Genomic DNA, 19,243 nt, shown 5'->3' on the forward strand with positions numbered 1-19,243 from the left:
TTGTCGAAAAAAAAATTTTTTAAAAAGTTAGAAAAAGAGTTAATAAATGAATTAGTTAAATTTAAGAGATTTTCTGAAAATGATTTTTATATAGAAAATTTAGAAAATAAATTAATTATCTCGAAAATAAACAGATTATTAAAAGAAGGGTCAGGAAAAACTTATCTTATATTAGGGGAAAAAGGTTCAGGAAAAACTTATCTTTTTAAATGATTATTAAAAGATTTAGAGAATTTTTTATATATTGATTTAGAGAATTTTCAAAAAAATTTTCTTTATTTATTGAATAATTCAAAATTATTTATTTCTTTTTTAAAAAAATGAAATATTATATTGTTAGATAATTTTGAATTATTAGATTCAAAAAGTAAGTTTTATAAAGTAATTGAATTACTTAAAAAAGAAAGAGAAGAAGAGGGAAAATTAAATATTTTTATAGAAAGTTCAGATAAAAATTTATTTGAATATCAAAATTCTTTTTTTGATAAAAATAATATTTTTTATTTAAATTCTCCTAATTCTATTTTTTTAATAGAAATAATAAAAAAATTACTTCAAAAATATTTCAATGAATTGAAAATTACTGAAAGTTCTATTTCTTTTTTGTCTTTATATTTAGGTAAAGATTTAAAAATTTTTATTAATAAATTATTTAAATTATTTTTCTTTTTGCAATGTTTTGAATATAATGTCAAAATTTTAGATATTGATAATTTAAAAAAAATATTAAATGAATTATTTAATTTAAAAGAAAAAAAAGAATTAATTAACTATAAAAATAATTCACAAATAGAAATTATTTGTAAGAAAAAAAATTTTGATTTAAGAAAAATAAAAAGTAAATCTAAAAAGAGAGAGATTGTTTTTGAAAGAGATCAAATTATTTATATTTTGAAGGAAAAATTAAATTTTTCTATTCAAGATATTTCAAAAATTTTATTTAAAAGTGAATCAGGAATAATTTATTCACTTAAAAAAATTTATAAGAGAAGAGAAAGTAATTATTTTAGAGAATATTTTGATTTTTTAATACAAATTTAATTAATAAATTAATTTTTATATTTATGTTTTTGTATTATTAATTAATTTATATATATTTATTAATTAATAATTAATTATGCATTTTTCAATTAATAATAAAGTTAATTCAAAGATTAGAGATTTTTTGAATATGAATATAAGTACTAATTTTTTAACTCAAGATAAAGAAGAAATATTAATTAAAGCTCATAAAGATGAATTATTATTTTTTTCTAATAATGGATTTACTGAATGTAAATTAATTTTCAAAAATCAAGAAATTAAGTATAAAAAACAAGGAGAATCTGTAATAAATGCAAAAATTCTTTTATCAATATTAGAAAATTTAAAAGCTTCTGAAGAAATATGTTTCAAAAAAATAGAAAATTCTCTATTACAAATTTCTTCAAAAAAATTTGAATGTAATCTAATTTGCTTAACTAAAAAAATATTATTTAAGGATATTCATATTGAAGAAGATATGAAAAAAATAACTTTTGAATTTGATTTTCTGAATTTAATAAATTCAAAATTTAAAGATTTTTATAAAAGTTCTAGTAGTCAAATGCAGAAAAATTCAGTTTTTAATACTATAAATTTCAAAAAAGAAAATTTTTCTGAAGAAATCAATATCACTATAACTGATTCTTTTAGAATTCTTTTAGCTATTTTTGAATTACCAAAACTAAAAGAATTGAATAATTTTGAATTTAATTTACCCGTAGAAGTATTGGGTAGTATAGTTAATTTATTTAAAAATGAAAATAATTTAAAAGAACTTGATTTTTATTTAAAAAATGATTATTTATTTATTATTTCAGAAACTTTAAGATTTAAAACCAAACTTTATTCTGGTGGTTATCCTAATTTAATAGTCTTATTTTCTCTACAAGAAAAAATTAATTTTTCTGTAAATAAATCTGTTTTAATTTCAGCAATAGATAGAAATCTATTGCTTTCAGAAAAAAATTTAAATATTACTCTCTACAAAATAATAGACAATAATTTAGTGCTAGAATTTAGAGACTCTTCTAAAGGTTTTTTAAAAGAAGAAATAGAAATTGATAAAAAGAAAGGAGATTTCATTGATTTTTCTTTAAATAGTCTTCATTTAAAACAATTATTGAAGAATATACCTGATTCTGAAATAATTTTTATGATTTCAGAGCCTTTTAAACCAATAATTCTTTTCGGGAAAGAAGAAGGTAAAAATTTTAGACAAATAATATTACCTCTGAAATATAGTTAATTAAATAAGTGAAAATCCTTAATAATTCGATATTTAATTACGACACTAATTTCAGTACTTTTGTCAGAAAAGAAAAAAATTTCAAAATATTAACACATATTTTTATAACTATTTCTGTAATAGTAATTGCCATTCTTACTTCTACAGAAATTAAAAATCTCTTGTATGAATATGTATTTAGATTTTTTATTGTTTTTAGAATGCCTGAATATATTGGAGAATTTTTTAAGAAATTTGTAATTTCAGATTGAAGTAGTATTTCTGAAGATTTTGAGAATTTATTGACCAACTATAGAAGATATGTTTATGGAATAATTTTGGTTTTCACTATGGAAAAAATTAGATTATTTTTTAGATATTTTTATTCCATTAAGAGATGAGATAGATTTGGTTTATCTTATGGAATATATGAAAATAGTAAATTTTTAAAAGTCAAAAAAGAATTACTTTCAACATTAGGAAATGTTTTTAGTTTTGGAGTTTCTTTAATAGTTTTTTTTGTAATTATTGCTTTTTCTATTTATCAACAATTAATTAAAGGAATATCTTTTGAACATAACTTTATGTTTGAAGGAATTATTTTTGCTTGCTTTTTTTGAATAGCAATTGTTGTTTATTTTGCTTTAAATCTTTATCAAAGAATTCATAACTATTATCGAAATTATTTAAAAAATAATGTAATAAATCAAAAAAAAGATGCATGACAAGCTATTCAAAGCTTGTTATGACATTACTTTTTAAATATTTTTGCTTTTGTAATTATTTCTATGAATTTCCCTATAGATCTTTTCTTATTATTTGCTTTCTTTAAATTCATTCCTTGAAAGCTTATTTTCTCTTATTTGAGAGAAAAAAGAGCAGAAAAAAAGAATAATAAATTCTTTTATTACACTAATTCTTTTTTAAATTTCTAGGATAATGTCTTTTTATCCAGTTAAATGTAAAAATTTACCTATTCATGAAAAAGATTCTTTGAATACTAGACAAAAAGAGATTATGAGAATGATAGTAGAGATGTATATAAATGAGAAAGAAGCTATTAGTAGTTTAAATATCAAATCAAAAAAACTTTTTAAATGATCTTCAGCGACAATAAGAAATGAAATGGTAATTCTAGAAAATAAAGGTTTTTTAAAGAAAGAACATAAATCTTCTGGTAGAATTCCCACCAGAGAAGGCTATAAATTGTATATAGATTCTTTAATGGGAAAAATAAAAAGTGTAGATGGAGAAATTAAGACTAAATTAATTGAATTATTTTCTTATAGAAATGAATCAATTGATAATACTTTAAATAAAAGTGCTGAAATTATTTCTAACTTCCTAAATTTACCAATAGTTTTATCTGGAAAAACTAATTTAGATTTAGAAATATTAAAGAAAATAGATTTAGTTGAAATTTCTACTCATGAATTTATTATTCTTGCTGTAACTTCTTCTGGAGAAATTTATAAAGACAAAATTTGAGTAGAAAGATTTAAAGAAAAAGAAGACTTGAGTACATGTGTTTCACTACTGAATGAAAATTTAGTAGGATGTCCATTATCAAAAGTGAATATTGAAGTTAATAAATTATTACCTAGAATTAGAAAAAGTGTTCATCACTATGAATTTGTTTATGAAACAATAATTGCTAAGATTTGTTCTAATATTGTAAATAAAGAGCAATCTTTTTTCAAAATTTATAACAAGAATGCTATTATTTCTCAACCAGAAGTTAAAAATAATCAAATTAGTTTAGAAAGAGTTTTTAATGTTTTGGAAGATTATTCAACTTTTTCTCAATTAAATTTGAATTATTCTAGAACTGGAAAAACTCTAATTAATTTAGAAGGAGCTATGGATGGAATTTCTGTAGCTACTACTATTTTGGATAGTAAAGCTAAAACTAGAAGTATTTCTATTATAGGTCCTTTACGTATGGATTATTTATTAATTAGGAGTTTATTTGAATTTATTAATGATAATTTAGTATTGAATACACAATAATAAACAATAAGATCTAAATGTAATGGTTAAGTTTTAATTTAGTAAGTTTGGCAGAGTCTACACGTAAAGGAAAAAAAGAGGGAAAGTTAGGTGAATTATTACAGTTAAAGAAAGAATATAAAGATTTAGAAAAAGAGAGTAAACAACTAAAGAGTTATTTAAATCAGAATATATTCAGTGCTTTTGATAGCACTGAAAACTCTTCTGAACTTAAATTAGAAGAATTATTTAAAGCAGAACAAGGTTCTTTTGCATTCTTTAAGAAATTATCTAAGAGTGGAGTTTTTGACTTTAATTTTCCGGCTTTGGAAGTTAATAATTTAACAAAATATTATGGAAATAAAAAGCTCTCTTCTTTAACTAATATTTCTTTTAAAGTATTTTTTGGTGATTTTCATGTAATTGTTGGTCCTTATTCTTCTGGTAAAACAACTCTATTTAATTGTTTAATTTCCAAAGAAGAATATGAAGGAGAAATACTATTTAATTCCATTGATTATAAAGGAGATATTTCTAAGATAACAAAAGTTTGTGCAAGTATTAGTTATGAACATGATTTTGATTTATTTAGTAGTCTTGAAGATGTAATTAATACTAAATTGCAAATAGTTGGAGTAGAAGAAAATTGCATGAAGAATTATTTAGATATTCAATTAAAAGCTTTTGGTTTGGAAGATAAAAGAGGTTCAATGATAATAGATCTTTCATTATTGGAAATAAGAAAAGCTCAATTAGTAATTGCTTTAATTTTCGATTCTCCTATTATTCTTTTAGATCAACCTCTTTTGGGGTTACAACATTCAGAAAAGATAGAACTTTTGGAAATTCTATTTAAATTGAAAGCGCAAGAAAGAGCAATTATTTTGACCTCTCATGAACTTTCTGATTTAGCTTCATATGCTAATTCTTGTACTCTTCTATTAGAAGGTAAAACTTATTATTCTGGTTCTCTAGAAAATTTACTATTAGAAAGTAAAAATAAATATTTTATTTCTACTTCAGATAATGAAACTTGCTTAAAACTTCTTGAAAAATATAGTGAAAAACACTATATTAATGAATTGAAAAATTCAATTTATTGTGTTTTTGATGGTAAATTAAATTTCTTATTATTTCAAAGAGATTGTTCAGAACAAAATATTATTTTCTTTGAAATTAGAAAGGTAAGTCTTGAAATTGAAGATATTTATTCTTCAATTTCTAAATTAGGTAGTAAAACTGCTAGATTAGAACTTAATAAGAAAAAATATTTTTCAACTAATTAAAAATTTTCAATTTAGGGATTTCTCCTTCTCTAAGAATTTCTTTTCTATCGTAATCATAAATAGTAGAAGCAATATTAGAGACAGGGCAGCCTGAATAAACAATAATAAATTTATCTCTATAAGTTTTAAAGATATATTTGGCCTCTCTTAAATTTTTTATAGGCTTGCAGCCTGAGATATTAGCGCTGGTGGAATAAAGTGGTCCTAAATGTTCACATAATTTAAGAATTATGGGATTATTGGGCATTCTATAAGAAATGCCTTTATAAACAATAGTTAGAGGTCCTGGTCAGAACCTCTTTAGAATTTCCTTTAAATCATCTGGTATTGGATTAGGTAGTTGATCAAATTTACTTACAAAGAAGATTAATTTTTTTTTAAAGGTCTTTTTTTCATTTCATAAAGTAAATTTTTATTGAGAGAAACTAAAGCAATTTGAGTATCTGTTTCAATTACTAGTGCTTTACCAGTCATTAAGGTTCTATAAATAGTTACATAATTGCTTAAAAATTTTTTCATAAATTTATTACTAATTGAGTTTTTTCTTTTAATAAAAGAAATATTTAATAGAAATAATTTATTTTTTTATTTTAAAGCAGTTAGGGAAATAATATGGAGCAGAATATGAGAATCAAACTCACGACTCAACCTTGGCAAGGTTGTATTTTATCACTAAACTAATTCTGCGAATATTTCAAAATTTAATAAGATAGAAAGAAATTCTACCCTTATTAAATTATTTATTTAGAATAAAGTTTATTTTGTAAAAAATAAATAATAAATTGGAGGAAAAAGAAAGAACTTTAAATGAATATTCTTGATGACAAGTTCATTGATATTATGGAAAAATGAGAGCAATTACTTTTATTGAAGAATTTATTAAAAATTTTCAACGAATTCAATGAAGTGATAAAAAAAGAGTAATAAAAGAAACTTGTTTTGTTCTAATTATTACTGGAGTTTTAACAATTTTCTTTTATTTAGTTTTTTTATTTAAAAATTACATAATTGGTAATTAATTCTTTAACATTTTTTAAAGTTTTTATTTAGATTGGAAGACAAGTACTATGAAATTCTCAAAATAAAAAAAAGTGCTACCATAGAAGAAATTGAAGCTTCTTATGAAAAGCTTAGCGAAGAAATAGTTTTAAGTAAATTGACTAAAGCTGATAAGAATATTCATTTAGAGTCATTAAGGCAAGCTTATTCTTCTTTAATAGATCTAAAAATGGAAGAAGAGAGAGAAAATACTGGAATTCCCTTTCAGTGATATGTAGCTAGAAGTTATATAGCTAATGAAGATAGATTAATAGAGTCATTATGAGATAAATTGAGACAACATAATTTATCAGATTGTGTAAAAGAAATTATTTCTTTTAAAGAAACAGTAATAGTTGAAAGTGAAGAGATGACTCATGATTCTTCAGAATTACCTAAATTAGCTTTTAAAAATAGTCCTAGTTCTGTTTGAGTTAAGTTAAAGAATGGTAATTTCAAAAGAATTAAATTAACAGTTAAAAGACCTTATAAATGTTTCATTTTCTTTAATATGTTGAGTGATTTTGATTTATTTACCAAAATCAATAGTTGATTACTAGGTTTAACTTTTTTAGATTTCCCTAATTTAAAGGTAATTTCGGAAGAGGACATTAAGAAAATGAAAAGTAATGTCAAAGAAGAAATCCCTAATTTGATGGAATATATAGCTGAAAAAGAATATGAAGTTATTTCAGGTCCGGTAGCTGATCATACTAATGAAAGCTCATATATTTATACAAAAGATGATGAATATGATGATGAGGAAGGAATCCACTTAATGGACAAAAAAGAGGTATTTGTCAATGAAGTGCAGGAAGAAAAAGAAATATTTAGTGCTTCATTTGAAGGTAGTAGAGAAAATATCGTAATAGAAAAATTAAGAATAAATGATTTTGTATTTGTTTCCGAAATGGGAACAAAAGGAGTAGTAATAGCAATAGATTTAAAAGAAAGAATTGTAACAGTTAATATAAATCTTTTTGGTAGAAATCAAACAATTCAATGTAAACCAGAACAATTAAAAGAGTTTTAAAATTAAATTTTTAGATATGCTTTGTAGTTTATTATCTACAATAATTCAGAAAGTTAAAAGCTTTCTGAAACCTTGTGGTTGTTCAGAAAAAGTTTTTAAAGTAGTAAATATTTATTCTCCTATGGACGGAACTATAGTGTCTCAGAGAAGAATTCCTGATGAAGGTTTTTCTGAAGGATATATGGGAGAAGGTCTTGGATTAAAACCTAAAGATAATGGGGAAATTCTTTCTCCATTAGGAGGTAAACTAGAGGTAGTATTTAGAACACAACATGCTTATATCATTAGAGAAAGCATTCATAATATTGCAGTGATGTTACATTTAGGAATTAATACTGTTAATATTCCTGCTGAGGAAAAAGCTTTTGAAACTATTTGAGCACAAGGACAAGATATTAAAGAGAAAGAAGTATTGTGTCAAATGAATTTGGAAACAATTAGGAGAATTATGAAAGAAGAAGAGAAAAAAAGATCTTCAGGTGAAATAAGTGAGGAAGAAAAACCAACTAGTGATATTTCAGCTTTATTAGTGCAAACAGAAAATATGGAAAATAAAAAAGTTGAAATTCTCAAAAAAGATGGAGATGATGTTGAAAAAGGAGAATTAATTATGAGAATAATTTCTTCTCAATAAGTAAAAATTAATTTGATTTTTTCTTTTCTATCAAAAAGTACGAATCACTCCTTCTAGAAGGTAGACTAGCTAGTCCCGGATTAATATCCGGTACTTTCTTTTTACATCCTAGAGGTTATTTTATTTGAGAACAAATTCAATCTTTTTTAAATACTGAATTTGCTAAATTAAATGTTCAAAATGTTTTATTCCCTAGTTTAATACCTTTCCAAAAATTTAAAGAAGAAAGTGAAAATAGTAAGAATTTAGATTTAGATGAAATTATGAGATTACACACAACTAAAGAAAATAGTGTTATAGCTTTAAGACCAACTAGTGAGATATTATTTTCTCACTACTTTAAAGAAAGATTTAAAGAGAGGGAGAGTAAATTACCTATTCTCTTAAATCAATGGTCTTCCGTTTATAGGGAAGAAAGAAATACTAAATTATTTTTTAGAAGTAAAGAGTTTTATTGACAAGAATTACACTCTTTACATGAAAATCAAGAAGATTTAAATAAATATTTAAAAACAATTCATGAAATTTATCAAAAATTATTAGGTGAATTATTATGTATTGATTTCATTTCCGGAGAGAAGACAATTTTAGAAAGATTTCCTGGAGCTCAAAAAACTTTAACTAATGAATGCATTCTTCCGGATGGTCAATCATTACAATTAACAACTACACATAATCTATCTACTTTCTTTTCTGATTTAATGGGCATTAGATATTGAAATAATCAAAATAAAGAAATGCTTCCCTATCAATTATCTGCAGGTTCATCTACTAGATTGCTCGGAGCTGTAGTGGAGATGCACAAAGATGATAAAGGAATTATTCTTCCTTGAGAGCTATCTAAGGAAAATATTGCCGTTTTAATTCTTCAAGGATATAGTGATGAAGATAAAAATCTTTTATCTGCTATTGAAGAGAGATTGAATAAATATCGAATTTATTGAGATGATTCAGCTGCTTCTTTGGGAAAAAAACTTATTAAAGTAGAACAACTTGGAATTCCTTTAACCTTAATTATTGGAGTTAATGAATTAAAAAATAAAAAAATTCTATTGAAATCTAGATTAAATTCTGAAAAATATGAAATTGATCTTTCAAAACTTGAGAGTGAAATTGAAAGCTTTTCGAAAAAATATCAATCAGAGTTATTCGAGAGAAGTAAAAACAAAAAGTTAAATTTAATAAAAGAAAGTTATAAGATGAATGAACTAATTCATTTCATACAAGAAGGTTATTTGGTTTTAGCACCTTGACTAAATGAGCTAGATAATGAAAGACAATTTAAAGAATGTAAATACAATTTTTCTCCTAGATGTATTAAAGAAGAGTTAGATTTAAAAAATACAGCTCAAAGTTGTATTTTTAGTGGCAAAAAAGCTAATTGTTTGGCATACTTCGGTAGAAGTTATTAATTCTTTTTAAAAATGCCAGTGGGAATGAATTTCAGCTTCATTTCTTCAATCTCTCTAGATGAAATGAAAAAGAAATATTCTCATAAATTATTAGAAATATTTAGTAATATACAAACACGAAAAGCTCAAGGAATTGAAATGACAGCTTGGATTCCTTGGGTTTACGAAGATCATTCAGATATTTTTGATCAAATTCAAAAAATAAAAAATGATTGAGTTGCCGATAAAGTTGAAACTGTTGTGGTGATAGGAACCGGAGGCTCCTATTTAGGAGCTAAGGCTTTACTTGATTTTGTATTACCTAAATTTCAACCGAGAGAATTGGAAATTTTCTTTCTTCCTTATTTTGCAAATAGATATGTGGAAGAAACATTAAATTATTTGAAAAATAAGAAATTTGCAATAGTAATAATTTCTAAATCTGGCAGTACTTTAGAAAGTGCTGTTACTTTTAGAATTCTTAGAGAGATGTTATTTAATAGAGAAAGAGAAAATCACTCTAAATATATTATTGCAGTAACTGAAGCTGATAGTAAATTATTTAATTTATCTAAAAATCATGGATATCATATTTTTGAGATTAAACATGGAATTGGCGGAAGATATGCAACTTTAACTCCTGTGGGTTTAGTTCCGGCTATATTAGCCGGAATTTCAGGAAATGAATTAATTAGAGGGGCAAGAGATTGCCATAAAGATTGTTATCATATGGAATTCTCTTTTAATCTTCCTTTTCAATATGCTGCATATAGAAATTATTTTTTTAATGAAAAGAAATTAGCTAATGAATGTTTTGTGTCTTATGAACCTCAATTGAATGGTATTCTTGAAAAGGCAAAACAATTATTTGCTGAATCAGAAGGTAAAGAAGAAAAAGGATTAATGCCAGTAATTCTAGATAATACTCTAGATTTACATTCTGTAGGACAATTACTGCAAGAAGGAAATGTTTCTTTTTTTGAAACAGTTATTTGAGTAAGAGATAAAGAAAGAGTTTTTCTAAGAGAAAGTGTATTTAAAAATGATGATCAATTAGATTGATTAAAAGGTATTAGTTTATTAGAAATGAATCATGCAGCTATGAAGGGAACTGCTCAAGCTCATCAAGCGAGAATTAATAAAGTTAATACCTTAGTATTAAGTCTTCAAGATTGAACTCCTTATACTTTTGGATATTTCTATTTCTTTTTATGTTTAAGTGCAATGTTTTCAGCTTATTTATTTGAAGTAAATCCTTTTGATCAACCAGGTGTTGAAGGATATAAGAGAAGAATGATTGAATTATTAAAAAGAGAATAAAATTAATAAAATTACAAAATTAAAAATTACTCTGATAGCTGCAGATCTCTCCGTAATTTTAAAAAGTTTGGACTTACACTATCCCTCTTATTCTTTAGCGCTTTAATAGCTAGTATCCCCCTCTGGGGGAAACGATATATAGGAATTTCCCTATTTATTTTAGCTTTAATAGGGAATTATTTATTAACAATATATGCAATTCTGAAATTATATAGTAATTTCAAAAAAAGTAATTTATTATTGCACTTTTATTTCATTGCTTTTTTATTACTCCCTTTTATTTTTCCATTCTTATATTTCTTAATGTGAATGGATAAATTAAGTGAAGAATTACTTTATAAATATAAAGAAAAAATGGAGAGAATTCAAAGTTTTGAGAAAAAGATATTATCTCCTACACTTTATACCACTTTATCACCTTATAATACAGATGAATTAGATAATGTTATTAGATACAATTATGCTTCTTATCAAAGACCTTTAAGTAGGAATAATTCATTAAGTTTTGTTATTAAATCTTCCGAACACATTACTTGTATTATCAATATGATTAAACGAGCTAAGCGGTTTATTCATATTGAATACTATATCTTTTCAGAAGGATATATATTTAATTATTTAATACAACTATTTGCTCAAAAAATACAAGAAGGAGTTGCAATTAAATTAATTGTTGATGGTTGAGGAAATTACAAAAAGATTTCTAAGAAAATGATTTTTAGATTAAAAAATTTGGGAATTCAATATAAAGTATTTAATCCATTATTTAAAAGAAATGGTGATTTTTGATGAAATTTCAGAAATCATAATAAATTGTTTATTGTTGATAATGAATTTGCTTTATTTGGTAGTTGTAACATTTCAGATGAATATTTCAATATAACTGATAGATTTTTTCCAACCAGTGAATTATCTTTATTTTTGGAAGGAGAAATTGTTAATTCAATGAATTTATTATTTACTTATCATTGAGAATTAATTAGAGAAAATAATAAAGAATTTGATGTTCTTTTAGATACTAATTATTATTTCCCGCAAGCCAAAAGAAAGTGTGGAAATGTTTCTATTCAATTAATTAATTCTTCCCCTTTAATGGAAAATCAACCTATAAAAACTAATATTCTTCAATTAATTTATTCAGCTAAAAAATCAATTAAGATTTCAACTCCTTATTTTTATCCCCCTCAAGATATTGTGAATGCTTTAAAAACAGCTAGTAAAGCTGGAATAAAAGTACAAATAATTCTACCTAAAGAGGCAGATTTAAATGATAGAATTTTGAGAGTTCATAGAGAGATACTATCTAATTTTTTAGATAGTAATATAGAAATTTATGAATATTTTGGTTTTAATCATGAGAAATTTACATTAATAGATGAAAATACTATTTATTTTGGAACTTATAACTGAGATTACAGATCTTTCTATTGAAATTTTGAAAGTGCTTTAGTGATTAAAAATAAAGAGGCTGGATTAGTAACTAATAAATTATTTGAGGAAATTATGGTTAAAAGCCATAGATTAAGGGATGATGAATTAGTTTTGCCTAAGAGGCTTTTCCCTAATGTTTATATTGGAATAGCAAGATGATGTCAAGCTCTTTCATAAAAATAATAATTTAAATTACATTTAATGAATAATTCAGAAAGTCTTTATTTTGCTATAAATCTTGATGAATCTTTAAAGAAAACTTTAGAGGAAGAATTTAAACTTGAATTTTCTCCCTTAAAGTTATTTGAGTTTCCTGATGGAGAATATTTTTCCAAGCCTACAGTATCTGTTAGAGGAAAAAAAGTATTCATTTTTCATAGTCTTTCTTCTCCCGTGAATGACAATATTATGAAATTATTAATTACTGTAGATGCTTGCAAAAGATCTTCTGCAAGTGAAATTACCTTAATAATTAATTATTTGTCTTATGCTAGACAAGATAGAAAGACTGAGGAAAGATCTCCTATAACTTCTAAATTAATTGCTGATTTAATCAGCAATTCAGGGGCCACTAGAATAGTTACAGTAGATTTACATTCAGATCAAATAGAAGGTTTTTTTAATATTCCTATAGATCATCTTTATACTACCCCTTTATTTGCGGAATATTTAATTAGTGAATATGGAGAAGATATAAAGAATTTCACTATAGTATCTCCTGATTTTGGAGCTACTAAAAAAGCAAGGATGTTATCTAATTTACTTTCTATACCTATAGTTATTATGGAAAAATTGAGAGATAAAGAGGGAAGTATTGAGGAACATAATATTTATGGAAAGGTAAATTTCAAAAAATGTTTAATTTTAGATGATATTATAGGTACTGGTGGTACTGTTCTAAAAGCTTCTAGAACTTTAAAAAAGTTGGGAGCAGAAACTGTTTTAGTTTGTGCTACTCACGCTTTATTTAATGGAAATGCTTGAAAAGCTTTTGAAGAAGCTTTTGAAGAAGGAATAATAGAAAAAGTAATAATTTCTGATAGCATTCCTGTACCAAAAACTTATAAATTCATTAATATAGTAAGTCTTGCTAGACTATTATTTAATGTCATGAAAATTTATGAAAAAGGTTGTGGCTCGGTTTCCAAGATTTATGAAGATTGAGCAATAAAAATAATTGAAAATAGAGCCAGAAAATAAAAAAATCAAATTTTATTAATTTTCTTTATGAAAGTGGAGTAATTTATAACTCTACCCCTTTATGTAATTTAGCTAATTTAATAGATTCCGGAAGTGGAATCTATTTAGGTTTTGATTTAACCGCCCCTTCTCTTCATTGAGGGCATTATCTTCTATTATTAGTGCTCAATAAAGCTTCTGAATTTGGCATTCAAACAGTACTAATTTTGGGAGATTTTACTACTAAAATAGGAGATGCTTCTTGAAGAAAAGAAGATAGAAATATATTAGGAGAAAAAGAAATTAAAGATAATTTGTCGGGAATTAAAGAACAATTACAAAAGCTTTGCCCTAATTCAGAAATTGTTCTAAATTCTTCTTTTTATGAAGAATTTTCTATAGAAACAATTTCTGAATTACTTAAGCACTTCAAATTATCTACTCTATTATCCAAAGATTTTTTAAGTTGTAGACTATCACAAGATAGTCTAACATTAAGAGATGTTTTTTATCCAGTATTGCAATCTTATGATTTTTATAACTTAGTAAAAAATAAGAATATTGCCATTCAAATGGGAGGGCAAGACCAATGAGGCAATATTACTACAGGTATTGAATTTATTAAAAAGAAAGAATCTAATTTATTGGTAGGGGGTTTTACTATTCCTCTATTAACTGACTCTAATGGAGTTAAATTTGGAAAGAGTGGCAAAAATACACTCTTTTTAAATGAAAAATTAACTTCACCTTATAAGGTATATCAATATTTTTGAAATTTATCTGATGATAAATTAAAAGAATTATCCATTTTTTTATTCAATAGTGAATTGAATGTGGGAGAAAAAATAAATCAAAAAGAGAAAGAAAAGATAATTGAAAATTTATTTTGTGGGGTTTATTCTAAGGAGAAATTTCAAGTAATTAAAAAAATCTCTTCTTTTTTATTTTCTAAAGAAGAGATAAAAAATAATAGTTTTACTGAGACTGATTACAAAGAATTATTCAAAATTTTACCTTCTTATCAGTCAAAAGAATTAAATAATATTTCTAATATATTAATTAATTTAGGCTTTTCTTCCTCTCATAGTGAGTCTAAAAGATTAATAGAAAAAGAGAGATGTGTTTCTTGTTTTTCTTATTATTTTCAAAATCATAAAGAAATGTTAAAACCAGAATTATCCAATTCTTCTTATTTTTTAATTAAGAAAGGTGAAAAAGAATTTGGTATTTTTCACCTTTCTAATAAAAATTAAGTAATAATATGCTACTAGCCAATATAATTCAAAAAATCTTAACTAGAAAAATTAAGCATAATTTTTTGGCTAAAAGAATTACTGAAAAAGATATAGATCTTATTTTTGAGGATTTAAAAGAAGAATTTATTAAATCTGATGTTAATTTAAAGGTGGCTACTCAATTCTTTCAAGAATTGAAGGATGTTTTAATGGAAGAAAAGAAGATTTTTTTAGGAAAAGAAGAAGTTCAAAAAGAGCTCTATTTAAGAATTAGGGATAAATTAATTGAATCATTAGGGGAGAAATCAGAAGTTTTAAAAATAAAAAGAAAAGGGACTAACAAATATTTATTAGTTGGTGTAAATGGAGTAGGTAAAACTACTACAGTAGGAAAATTAGCTTATTATTTACAGAAAAAAGAGAAGCTTGAAAATATTGAAGTAGTTAGTTTAGATTACAATAGAGCAGCTGCATTTGAGCAGCTTCAACAATTAGTTACTCCTTGAAATATTCCATCTTCTTTTATTCCAGAATTAACTTCTACTGAAGAAGTTAATAAATTTAAGGAATTTTTAAGTTCAAAGACTTCTCAAGCTATTCTTTTTGATAGCGGGGGTATTCTGCCAAGTTCCCCTGAGAGCTTAGATTATTTAAAAAAGTTATCAAATTTAATAGAGCCTACAGAAACAATTATTGTTATAGATGCCCTATCAGGACAAGAATCATTGGATATAGTAAATATTTTTTATAATACTATCCATATAGATAGTATTATTGTTACTAAATCAGATTCATTATCTCCATTAGGGGCAGCTTTATCTTCTCATTATTTTTTAAAACTTCCTATTAAATTTTTGGGTGAAGGGGAACATATACAAGATTTAATACCTTTTTATCCAGATAGAATTGTTTCTAGAGTTATAGGAGAAGGAGATTTAGTCAGTTTAGCTGACAAAATTGTTGATAAAGGTGTTAATACTGGAAGTGCAGAAGATATGTTTTTCAAATTTTTGCAAGGTAAATTTGATTTAGAAGATTTAATTAAACAATTTAAAGAAATTAAAAAGATAGGTTCTTTTAGCGGAGTGCTTAAAATGTTTCCTAAATTAGGAAAATTATCTTCTATAACTTCGACTAATTTAGAGGGATTAGAAAATGAATTTATAGCTTGGGAATATTTAGTTCAATCAATGACTGATTATGAAAAAAAAAATCCTAAAGTCTTTAAAACAGAAAGTAGTAGAAGAGTTAGAGTTATTAAAGGTTCTGGTAGAAAACCAGAAGAATTAAATCAATTATTAGCTAAATGAGCTGCAAGTAAGAAAAAATCTGAAGAAATGAGTAAAAAATTAGCTGGAAATCAAATGGATTGAAATCATCTTTTTTCATTCATGAAATAATAATTAACTAGTTATTATAAAAAATATAATAATCTCAGGGGTTAGAAGTGTAGCAATAGCTCAATTGGGATAGAGCACAAACCTTCTAAGTTTGCGGCTGTAGGTTCGAGTCCTTCTTGCTACGCCATTTTTATTAATTAATTCAAAATGTCTAAGTACGAAATAATGTTTTTAATAGATGCTGAATATGATGAAGAAGGAGCTAATAAAGTTGTTTCTCCTTTATTAGCTCTCTTCGAAAAAGAAAGTGACTATAAATTAATTATTAATTGAGCTGTTAAATTAGCTTATCCAATTAAAAAAAGAAAGAATGCTCATAGATATTTAATTAATTTTGAAACAAATGATATTTCAAAAATAGAGGAATTCAAAAGATTATTTTCTTTAAATCATCAATTTTTAAGATATTTAGTTATTAATTTAGAAAAAACTTATGGATATAAAAATAGTATTAATCCTAAAAAAATTGCTAAAGCGCAGAGAAAAGCGCAAAAATATGAAGAATTCAGAAGTAAAAGACAAAGTAGAAATTATGATAGAGCTCCACAGAAAAATTATTCACAAACAATATAAATTAGAACTTGTTACCTAGAGGTTATTTAATAGGAAATTTTACTTCCGATCCAGTTCCAGGAATTACTAATTCTTCTTTAGATTACTCTAGATTTTCTGTTGCTTGTAGTGAAAATTATACTAGAATTAATCAAAGTGCAAAAACTCATTTTTTTCAATGTATAGCTTGGGGGAAAAGAGCACAATATATTTCCACTTATTTAAAGAAGGGAGATAGTGTTTTTATAGAATTTACTCTTTACACTAATAACTACACTAATATGGAAGGTAGAGTAGTTAAAAGAATAGATTTACAAGTGGAGAAAATAGAAATGTTATATCAAAAATTACATAGAAATTTTGATTCTGGTACTATCTCTACTGATAGTAATTTAGAAGATAAAGATTTATTGCATAATCAAAGTAAACAAATTATTACTAGTGCAGAAACTTGCAAATCTAATGAAGAAATAGAATTAGATTTAAGTGAAATTTATAAATCTAGTGAATCTTCTTCTACATAACATTAAAAATATCTAATTTGAAAGTAGAAGAGAAAGATAAAACGATAATAGAAGAAAATAATTCTACTCCTATTAATAATCAAGATAATAAACAGGAAGAACAAGTTCAACTTTCTTCTGAAAATAAAACAAACTATTTTACTAGAAATCCAAGATTAAGAAGAAATAAAAAATTTAAAAAAGTTTGTTGACTTTGTAGAAGGGGTATTTTAACAGTTGACTATAAAGATACAGAATTTTTAAAAAATTATTTAAAGAGATATAACAAAATATTGATTCATAAAATTTCAGGTAATTGCCTTAAACATCAACATCAATTATCTCAAGCAATTAAAAGAGCTAGATATATATCTCTTTTGCCTTTTGTTCCTGAATAATTTTTTAAATAAATTATTAATTAATTTTTTTTAATTAAGTTTTTTCCTCCTCAATGTGAGGGGAGAAAACTAGAAAAGTTTTAAGTGGAATTGAGATAGAAAAAGCTGAAAAAGCTATTCTTTCCTCTTATATATATAACTATTTGGAAGTTATTAATTTTTCTGAATTAGAGAATATTCCTCTTGATTTCTTTGAAAAAGAAGAATCAAGAGCAATTTTTAAAGTGCTTTTAGATATGGAAGTTCAAAGTAGAGGTTATGACCCTATCTTAATTTATGAAACATTAAAAAAACATAATAATCAAGATATTGAGCTTCTAAATAAGTGTTCTACTTATTTAGAAACATTACCTAGAGAGGCTCAATATATTAATTTCAGAAAATATTTATCAATATTACGAAATAATTGAGTTAAAAAAGAATTAAATAATTTATCTCAAGAAATACAAAAAACCGAATTAAATCAAAATAATATTGATAAAGCAGTACAAGATTGACATGATTTATTTATCAATATTACTACTAAAAATAGCAAATTAAATTATTTATTATCTTCAGAAGTCTTACAATCTTATGAAGAATTAATAAAAAGAAATCAAAATGATAAAAACAGTTCTTATTTAAGAACTGGTTTTCCCACTTTGGATTCGAAAATCAAAGGTTTTAAGCCGGGACAATTTGTGGTGATAGCTTCAAGGCCTGGAGTGGGAAAAACTACTTTTGCTATAAATTTAATAGAAAATAATTTATCAAGAATATTGTTTTCTAAAGAAAGTGATAAAAATTGCGCTATAGGCATTTTTTCTTTAGAAATGACTAATGAAGCTCTTATGGAAAAATTAATTTCTTTAGATTCTAAGACTGAATTTTCCATTCTTAGTAGAATAATGGAAGGTAAATCTATATCAACGCAAGATTTAGAAGTTATTAATTCTACTAAGCAAAAACTTTCTAAAACTAATTTATTATTTTGTGATGATGTAAATATTACTTTAAATAAGATAATTGCAACAATTAAATTTTGAAGTCGTAAATATGAACTTAAATTAGTAGTAATTGATTATCTTCAATTAATCAATTTGCCTTTAGATAAAGAATTAAATAATATTAGTACTCATCAACGAATAAGTATTATCTCTAGACAATTAAAAATATTGTCTATAGAACTAGATATATGCATTCTTTCCCTTTCTCAATTGAATAGAAAATTAGAAGAGAGAAAGGGAAATGAAAAAATACCTATGTTATCTGATTTAAGAGATTCAGGCTCTATAGAACAAGATGCTGATATAGTTATTTTTCTATATCCTGCAATTAAACAGGTTAATGAAGAAGAAGATTTTGAAGAGGATAGCAATGAAAGAAATAATTCTTTAGAACAAATTGTTCTAAAGATAGGAAAAAATCGACATGGACCTGTCGGTAGCATTCGATTTAAACTAGAGAAAACTCTGGGTAGATTCTCTTTAAATCGTTAGATATTATATTTCTTCTAGTAAATTGGTGCGTTTAGAGGGGATCGAACCCACACATCTTATTAAGATACTAGCTCCTAAGGCTAGCGCGTCTGCCAGTTCCGCCATAAACGCACTGCTTTCAATTGTAT

Annotated in this window: 20 protein-coding genes and 3 tRNA genes; 19 read left to right on the forward strand and 4 right to left on the reverse strand. The window is 24.6% G+C overall.

Annotated elements, in window-relative coordinates; all coding sequences use genetic code 4:
- The 5 genes from PRV_RS00005 to PRV_RS00025 all read left to right on the forward strand — a co-directional run bounded on the left by PRV_RS00005 (position 1) and on the right by PRV_RS00025 (position 5,523).
- A complete protein-coding gene (locus tag PRV_RS00005) occupies positions 1-1,041 on the forward strand; it encodes a helix-turn-helix domain-containing protein (RefSeq protein ID WP_022768652.1) in 1,041 nt (346 codons plus the stop codon).
- Positions 1,042-1,117: 76 nt separating this feature from the next.
- Positions 1,118-2,269 carry a beta clamp domain-containing protein gene (locus tag PRV_RS00010; RefSeq protein WP_022768653.1) on the forward strand — a complete coding sequence of 384 codons (1,152 nt, stop codon included), beginning with the start codon at positions 1,118-1,120 and terminating at the stop codon, positions 2,267-2,269.
- A gap of 8 nt (positions 2,270-2,277) precedes the next feature.
- Positions 2,278-3,183, forward strand: coding sequence for a hypothetical protein (locus PRV_RS00015; RefSeq protein ID WP_043896013.1), 906 nt, complete (start codon positions 2,278-2,280; stop codon positions 3,181-3,183).
- A gap of 4 nt (positions 3,184-3,187) precedes the next feature.
- Positions 3,188-4,258 (forward strand): HrcA family transcriptional regulator, encoded by a 1,071-nt coding sequence (locus PRV_RS00020; RefSeq protein ID WP_022768655.1) that lies wholly within the window; start codon positions 3,188-3,190, stop codon positions 4,256-4,258.
- A 47-nt stretch (positions 4,259-4,305) separates the two neighbouring features.
- Complete coding sequence (locus tag PRV_RS00025; protein ID WP_022768656.1) at positions 4,306-5,523, forward strand: ATP-binding cassette domain-containing protein; 1,218 nt, start codon at positions 4,306-4,308, stop codon at positions 5,521-5,523.
- On the opposite strand, the gene PRV_RS03160 is transcribed toward PRV_RS00025, so the two are convergent.
- The 3 genes from PRV_RS03160 to PRV_RS00035 form a co-directional block, all read right to left on the reverse strand.
- Positions 5,516-5,926 (reverse strand): L-threonylcarbamoyladenylate synthase, encoded by a 411-nt coding sequence (locus tag PRV_RS03160; RefSeq protein ID WP_330216746.1) that lies wholly within the window; start codon positions 5,924-5,926, stop codon positions 5,516-5,518. The genes PRV_RS00025 and PRV_RS03160 overlap by 8 nt on opposite strands.
- Complete coding sequence (locus tag PRV_RS03070) at positions 5,890-6,042, reverse strand: hypothetical protein (protein WP_022768663.1); 153 nt, start codon at positions 6,040-6,042, stop codon at positions 5,890-5,892. The genes PRV_RS03160 and PRV_RS03070 overlap by 37 nt, the downstream gene beginning before the upstream one ends.
- Positions 6,043-6,136: 94 nt before the next feature.
- A tRNA-Gly gene (locus PRV_RS00035) sits at positions 6,137-6,210 on the reverse strand.
- 95 nt (positions 6,211-6,305) lie between these two features.
- Between PRV_RS00035 and secE the strand changes: the two genes are divergently transcribed.
- From secE to PRV_RS00105, 14 genes are all read left to right on the forward strand, one after another.
- Entirely contained in the window at positions 6,306-6,542 is a 237-nt protein-coding gene (gene secE, locus PRV_RS00040; protein WP_022768667.1) for a preprotein translocase subunit SecE, read from the forward strand.
- Between the two features lie 32 nt (positions 6,543-6,574).
- On the forward strand, positions 6,575-7,594 hold the full coding sequence (gene nusG / locus PRV_RS00045) for a transcription termination/antitermination protein NusG (RefSeq protein ID WP_022768671.1): 1,020 nt from the start codon (positions 6,575-6,577) through the stop codon (positions 7,592-7,594).
- Between the two features lie 16 nt (positions 7,595-7,610).
- On the forward strand, positions 7,611-8,228 hold the full coding sequence (locus PRV_RS00050; RefSeq protein WP_022768679.1) for a PTS sugar transporter subunit IIA: 618 nt from the start codon (positions 7,611-7,613) through the stop codon (positions 8,226-8,228).
- A gap of 263 nt (positions 8,229-8,491) precedes the next feature.
- Positions 8,492-9,640: an aminoacyl--tRNA ligase-related protein gene (locus tag PRV_RS00055; protein ID WP_022768691.1), complete on the forward strand. Its 1,149-nt coding sequence runs from the start codon at positions 8,492-8,494 to the stop codon at positions 9,638-9,640.
- A 12-nt stretch (positions 9,641-9,652) separates the two neighbouring features.
- Positions 9,653-10,939 (forward strand): glucose-6-phosphate isomerase, encoded by a 1,287-nt coding sequence (locus tag PRV_RS00060; RefSeq protein WP_022768694.1) that lies wholly within the window; start codon positions 9,653-9,655, stop codon positions 10,937-10,939.
- A gap of 309 nt (positions 10,940-11,248) precedes the next feature.
- The gene (locus PRV_RS00065; protein ID WP_022768698.1) at positions 11,249-12,547 is read left to right on the forward strand and encodes a phospholipase D-like domain-containing protein; all 1,299 of its coding nucleotides are present in this window, start codon (positions 11,249-11,251) and stop codon (positions 12,545-12,547) included.
- Between the two features lie 24 nt (positions 12,548-12,571).
- A complete protein-coding gene (locus tag PRV_RS00070; protein ID WP_022768702.1) occupies positions 12,572-13,570 on the forward strand; it encodes a ribose-phosphate diphosphokinase in 999 nt (332 codons plus the stop codon).
- A gap of 41 nt (positions 13,571-13,611) precedes the next feature.
- Positions 13,612-14,802 (forward strand): tyrosine--tRNA ligase, encoded by a 1,191-nt coding sequence (tyrS, locus tag PRV_RS00075; protein ID WP_236608085.1) that lies wholly within the window; start codon positions 13,612-13,614, stop codon positions 14,800-14,802.
- A gap of 8 nt (positions 14,803-14,810) precedes the next feature.
- Positions 14,811-16,184 (forward strand): signal recognition particle receptor subunit alpha, encoded by a 1,374-nt coding sequence (locus PRV_RS00080; protein WP_022768711.1) that lies wholly within the window; start codon positions 14,811-14,813, stop codon positions 16,182-16,184.
- Positions 16,185-16,233: 49 nt separating this feature from the next.
- Positions 16,234-16,311, forward strand: a tRNA-Arg gene (locus PRV_RS00085).
- Between the two features lie 20 nt (positions 16,312-16,331).
- Positions 16,332-16,757 carry a 30S ribosomal protein S6 gene (gene rpsF / locus PRV_RS00090; protein ID WP_043896019.1) on the forward strand — a complete coding sequence of 142 codons (426 nt, stop codon included), beginning with the start codon at positions 16,332-16,334 and terminating at the stop codon, positions 16,755-16,757.
- An 8-nt stretch (positions 16,758-16,765) separates the two neighbouring features.
- Entirely contained in the window at positions 16,766-17,260 is a 495-nt protein-coding gene (locus PRV_RS00095; RefSeq protein ID WP_022768717.1) for a single-stranded DNA-binding protein, read from the forward strand.
- A gap of 17 nt (positions 17,261-17,277) precedes the next feature.
- Positions 17,278-17,637: a 30S ribosomal protein S18 gene (gene rpsR, locus PRV_RS03090; protein ID WP_022768720.1), complete on the forward strand. Its 360-nt coding sequence runs from the start codon at positions 17,278-17,280 to the stop codon at positions 17,635-17,637.
- Between the two features lie 53 nt (positions 17,638-17,690).
- Positions 17,691-19,115: a replicative DNA helicase gene (locus PRV_RS00105; protein WP_022768724.1), complete on the forward strand. Its 1,425-nt coding sequence runs from the start codon at positions 17,691-17,693 to the stop codon at positions 19,113-19,115.
- A gap of 23 nt (positions 19,116-19,138) precedes the next feature.
- On the opposite strand, the gene PRV_RS00110 is transcribed toward PRV_RS00105, so the two are convergent.
- A tRNA-Leu gene (locus PRV_RS00110) sits at positions 19,139-19,226 on the reverse strand.
- Positions 19,227-19,243 lie beyond the last annotated feature (17 nt).

The organism is Mycoplasma parvum str. Indiana, from assembly GCF_000477415.1.
GTDB classification, from domain to species: Bacteria; Bacillota_I; Bacilli_A; order Mycoplasmatales; family Mycoplasmoidaceae; genus Eperythrozoon_A; species Eperythrozoon_A parvum.